This is a genomic window from Streptomyces actuosus (assembly GCF_016921115.1).
GTDB lineage: Bacteria > Actinomycetota > Actinomycetes > Streptomycetales > Streptomycetaceae > Streptomyces > Streptomyces actuosus_A.
In genome coordinates this window covers 1-5,518 of record NZ_JAFFZS010000080.1, presented here as the reverse complement: position 1 = coordinate 5,518, position 5,518 = coordinate 1, and the positions used below count along the sequence as shown (strand labels likewise).

Genomic DNA, 5,518 nt, shown 5'->3' with positions numbered 1-5,518 from the left:
CGATCACCACCGGATCGTCCACCACCCCCACCGACACACCCGCACCCACCACCGACGACCCCACACCCACCACACCCAGCAACCGCTCCCGCAGATACCGCGCCAACGCCACCGGCGTCGGATAGTCAAACACCACCGTCGCGGCAAGGTCGGAGATGCCCGTCAGGGGGACGAGGCCGTTGCGCAGTTCCACAGCGGTGAGCGAGTCGATGCCCAGGTCGCGGAAGGCTCGCTCGGCGATGACGGACTCGGGGTTCGGGTAGCCCAGAACGGCGGCGGCACAGGACTGGACCGTCTCCAGCAGGACGCGGTCCTGTTCGGCGGGGGTACGTCCGGTCAGTCGGCGCAGGAGACCGGCGCCGTCGTCGTGGCCGAGGCGCTCGGCGCTGGTCCTGATGCCTTCGAGGACGGCCCGGGCGTCGGGCAGGGAGGCGATGAGCGGGCTGGGGCGCGTCGTGGTGAAGGCAGGGGCGAAGTCCACCCAGTGGAGGTCGGCGACGACCGGTGTCGGGTACGCAGCTGCGCGGGCCAGGACGTCCAGGGCGGCTTCGCCGGTGAGCGGGAGCACTCCGCCGCGCCGCATGCGTGCGGTGGCATCGGTGTCGTCGGCCATGCCGCCGTCGGCCCACGGGCCCCACGCGATCGAGGTCGCGGGCAGCCCTTCCGCCCGGCGCCGCTCGGCCAGCGCGTCGAGGAAGGCGTTCGCCGCCGCGTAGTTCCCCTGGCCGGCGGCGCCGATGCTTCCGGCGAAGGACGAGAAGAGGACGAAGGCGTCCAGGTCGCGGTCGCGGGTCAGCTCGTCCAGGTGCTGGGCGGCCAGTGCCTTGGTCCGCAGCACGCCCGCGAAACGCTCCGGGGACAGCGCCTCGATCACGCCGTCGTCCAGCACACCCGCCGTATGCACCACCGCATCCGGCGGGAACTCGGCGAGCAGTTCCTCCACCGCGGAACGCTCGGTGACGTCGCACGCGACCACACTCACCCCCGCGCCCGCGGCCACGAGCTCGTCCCGCAGTTCGGCGGCTCCGAGAGCCTCGATGCCGCGGCGGCTGACCAGCACCAGATGCCCCGCACCCTCCGTGGCAGCCCACCGCGCCACCCGCGCACCCAACGCACCCGTACCACCCGTGATCAGCACGGTGCCCCGAGGCCGCCACCCGGTCTCCCCACCGTTCCCCGGCACCCGCTCCAACCGGCGGCCGAATGCGCCGGACGGGCGGATCGCGATCTGGTCCTCGTCGCCTGCGTCACCCGCCAGCACCGAGGCGAGACGCTGGACGGAGCGCCGGTCGAGGATGTCAGGCAGGTCGACCAACCCGCCCCACCGATCGGGGTACTCCAGCGCCGCCACCCGGCCCAGACCCCACACCGCCCCCTGCACCGGATCCGGCGCACCGTCCGAACGCCCCACCGACACCGCACCACGCGTCAGCACCCACACCCGGCCCCCCACACCGGCATCCCCACACGCCTGCAACAGCGCGGCGACGGTCCCGCACAGCTGGACCGCATCGGCGGCGGTCGACGGTGTGACCAGGGCGACGCCCGAGATCCCGTCGCTGTGGTTCGCCAACTCGGTCGCGAGTGCCTCGCGTTCGGGAGCGGGCGGGAGCTCGACGACCGCGGGTTCGGCTCCGGGCGCGGCGAGGGCCGTCAGGAGTCCGGCGGTGCGGTCGTCCCTGGCCGTGCCTTCGGGAACCAGAAGGAGCAGCCGTCCGGAGAGCACGGTGCCGGAGGACGGCTGTACCGGCTGCCAGTGCGGCCGGTACAGCCACCGGTCGACCCGTGCCCGCTCCTGGCGGCGGCGGCGCCAGGAGGACAGGGCGGGGACCAGTCCGTCCAGGGACTCCGCGGTGAGGCCGAGTGACGAGGACAGCGAGCCGAGGTCGCCTCGGTCCACGGCGTCCCAGAATTCGGCGTCGGCGGTGGTGGCGACCGGGCTCCCGCCCTGCCCGCCGCTTCCGGTCGCGGGGAGGCTGTGGTCGGCGAGCCAGTAGCGCTGGTGCCGGAAGGCATAGGTGGGCAGGGCCGTGCGGCGTCCGCCGGGGAGGGCTGCTGCCCAGTCGACGGGGGTGCCGTGGGCGTGCAGGCGGGCCAGCGCCGTGATGACGGCGACGGGCTCGTCGCGGTCCTTGCGCAGGGTGGCCGTGAACAGCGTGGCCTGCCCGCCGCCCGTGTGGGTCGCGGCCTCCGGGCTGTTCTGGGCGAGCGCGGCGAGGGTGCCGTCGGGGCCGAGTTCCAGGTAGCGGGTGACTCCGCGGGCGGCGAGGCCGCGCACGGCGTCGGCGAAGCGGACCGTCCGGGAGACGTGGCGCACCCAGTATTCGGGCGAGCACAGCTCTTCGGTCGTGGTGGTGCCGGTGACGGTGGACACGACGGGGAAGGCGGGTTCCTCGTAGTGCAGGCTCTCGGCCACGGTCCGGAACTCGTCGAGCATCGGTTCCATCAAGGGCGAGTGGAAGGCGTGGCTCACGCGCAGGGCCGTCACCTTGCGGCCCCGGTCGCGGAAGTGCGCGACGATGGCTTCCACGTCGTCCGCCGGACCCGAGACGACCACGGCCTGCGGGCCGTTGACCGCGGCAATGCCCACCCGTTCGCCGAGCAGGGGCAGCACCTCGTCCTCGGCAGCCTGGAGCGCGGCCATCGCGCCGCCCTCGGGGAGTGCCTGCATGAGCCGGCCGCGCGCCGCGACGAGACGGCAGGCGTCCGTCAGCGACCACACGCCGGCCACGTGGGCGGCGGCGATCTCACCGACGGAGTGCCCGGCGAGGACGTCGGGTCGTACGCCCCACGACTCCAGCAGCCGGAACAGCGCCACTTCGAGGGCGAACAGGGCCGGCTGTGCGTACTCGGTGCGGTTCAGCCGGTCGGCGTCCCCGCCGAAGACGATCTCCCGTAGATCGAACGGCAGTTCCTCGGCCACGGCGTCGAAGGCAGCGGCGAACGCGGGATATGTCTCATACAACTCGCCGCCCATGCCGGGGCGTTGTGCACCCTGGCCCGCGAACAGGAACGCCGTGCTGCCGTCGGGCTGTGCGGTGCCGGTCACGATGCCGTCGGCGGGGGCGCCGTCGGCGAGGGCGGTGAGCCCGGCGACGAGTTCGGCGTGCCCGGTACCGATGACGGCGGCCCGGTGGGGCAGCGCCGACCGGTGCGCGGCGAGCGACCAGGCGAGGTCGGTCGGTGTGGCGTCGGGGTGTTCCCGCAGGTGCGCGAGGAGCCGGCCGGCTTGGGCGGGCAGGGCGTCCGGGGTGCGGGCGGACAACACCCAGGTCATCAGACGGTCGCCGACGGGTGCCGTGGCAGAGTCTGAGGCCCGCGAGGTCTCGGGGCCCGCCTCGTCCTCGTGGGCCTCCTCGCTGGGCGCTTCCTCCAGTACGGCGTGGGCGTTGGTGCCGCTGACACCGAACGCGGACACGGCGGCGCGGCGCGGCCGGTCCTCGCGCACCGCCCATTCCCGGTCCTCCTGCAGCAGACGCACATCACCCGCCGTCCAGTCGACGTGCGTGGAAGGCTCCTGTGCGTGCAGAGTGCGCGGCAGCACACCGTGCCGCATCGCCAGCACCATCTTGATCACACCCGCCACACCGGCCGCCGCCTGCGTGTGCCCGATGTTCGACTTCACCGACCCCAACCACAACGGCCGCTCACGCTCACGGTCCCGGCCGTAGGCGGCGATCAACGCCTGCGCCTCGATCGGATCACCCAGCCGCGTACCCGTGCCATGCGCCTCCACCGCATCCACATCACCCGGCCCGAGCCCCGCCGACGCCAACGCCGCCCGGATCACCCGCTGCTGCGACGGACCGTTCGGAGCCGTCAACCCGTTCGACGCACCGTCCTGATTGACCGCACTGCCCCGCACCACCGCCCACACCCGATGCCCGTTGCGACGCGCATCCGACAACCGCTCCACCAGCAGCATGCCCACACCCTCGGACCAGCCCGTGCCGTCCGCACCCTCCGCGAACGCCTTGCACCGCCCGTCCGACGCCAACCCCCGCTGCCGCGAGAACTCCACGAACACACCCGGCGTCGACATCACCGTCACCCCACCCGCCAACGCCAGATCACACTCACCAGCCCGCAACGCCTGCACCGCCAGATGCAACGCCACCAACGACGACGAACACGCCGTGTCCACCGTCACCGCAGGACCCTCCAGCCCCAGCACGTACGACACCCGACCCGAGGCGACGGACGTCGAGTTGCCGGTGAGCAGGTGCCCCCGCACGTCGTCCGGGACGTCGGTGAGGCCCGCGCCGTACTCCTGGTTGCTGCAGCCCACGAAGACTCCGGCGCGTCCGCCCCGCGCGGACTCGGGGTCGATGCCCGCGTGTTCGAAGGCCTCCCAGGACGTCTCCAGCAGCAGCCGCTGCTGCGGGTCCATGGCGACGGCCTCGCGGGGCGAGATGCCGAAGAAGCCGGCGTCGAAGTCCCCCGCGCCGGTCAGGAAGCCGCCCTCACGGACGTAGCTGCCGTCCTGGCGGCGGGAGTCGGGGTCGTAGAGGGCCTCGGTGTCCCAGCCACGGTCGGTGGGCCAGGCGGAAATGGCGTCCACTCCGTCCGACAGGAGCTGCCAGTAGTCCTCGGGGGACCGCACGCCACCGGGGAAGCGACAGCTCATTCCGACGATCGCAATGGGCTCGTCCCCGCGCGACTCCAGCTCCTGAAGCCGGCTGCGCGTCTCGGCGAGGTCGGCGGTGACCCACTTGAGGTAGTCCCGGAGCTTGTCTTCATTCGCCATTGGAACTTGCCCCATACGTTGTCGGCGGTAGGAACCGTTCGGCCTGCTTCGGCTGCGACGCTGGCGCTCAGGACCGGCCGAGTTCCCGGTTGATGAAGTCGAAGATCTCGTCGTCCGAAGCCGCCTCGAGCTGCTGGGAGACCGAGGCCTTGGCATCGGCCTCGATCTGATCACCCAGCTCCGCCAGCATGCTGCGCAGACGCGCCTGGGCGAGAGCCCTGACGCCCATCTCTGGGGAAAGCCTTGAAATCGTGGAAGCCAGCCGGTCCAGCTCGGCGACCAGCGCCGTCACCGCATCGGACTGTTCCCCGCCGAACAGTTCGTCGTCGAGGAACGCAGCCAGGTGACGCGCCGTCGGATGGTCGAAGACGAGGGTGCTGGGCAGCTTCACTCCGGCATCGACGGACAGCCGGTTGCGCAGTTCGACGGCTGTCAGCGAGTCGACGCCGAGTTCCCGGAACGCCTGGGCGGACCCGACGGCCCCGGGATCGCCGTGCCCCAACACCTCAGCCACCCGTTTGCGCACCAGATCCAGCAGTGCCTGCCGACGCTCGTCCTGCGACTGTCCGGCGAGCTGGTCGCGCACTGCCGTGGCGGACGCCTCGTCGGAGTCCGAGACGGCGCTGCCGGCCGTTGCCGCCTGCGCTTCGGGTATGCCGGTCAGGAGCGGGCTGGGACGCACACTGGTGTACGCGGGCGTGAACCGTGCCCAGTCGACATCCGCGACGACCACCACCGGCTCCTCCCCCGGCACCACCCGCCCCAACGCCC

Annotated in this window: 1 protein-coding gene and 1 pseudogene; both read right to left on the bottom strand. The window is 72.4% G+C overall.

The window, feature by feature from the left end; all coding sequences use genetic code 11:
- Positions 1 to 4,747 (bottom strand): annotated as a pseudogene (locus JS756_RS37750) (type I polyketide synthase); the annotation flags it as partial.
- A gap of 67 nt (positions 4,748 to 4,814) precedes the next feature.
- A partial coding sequence (locus JS756_RS35505; protein ID WP_240204861.1) for a phosphopantetheine-binding protein occupies positions 4,815 to 5,518 on the bottom strand: 704 nt, incomplete at its 5' end.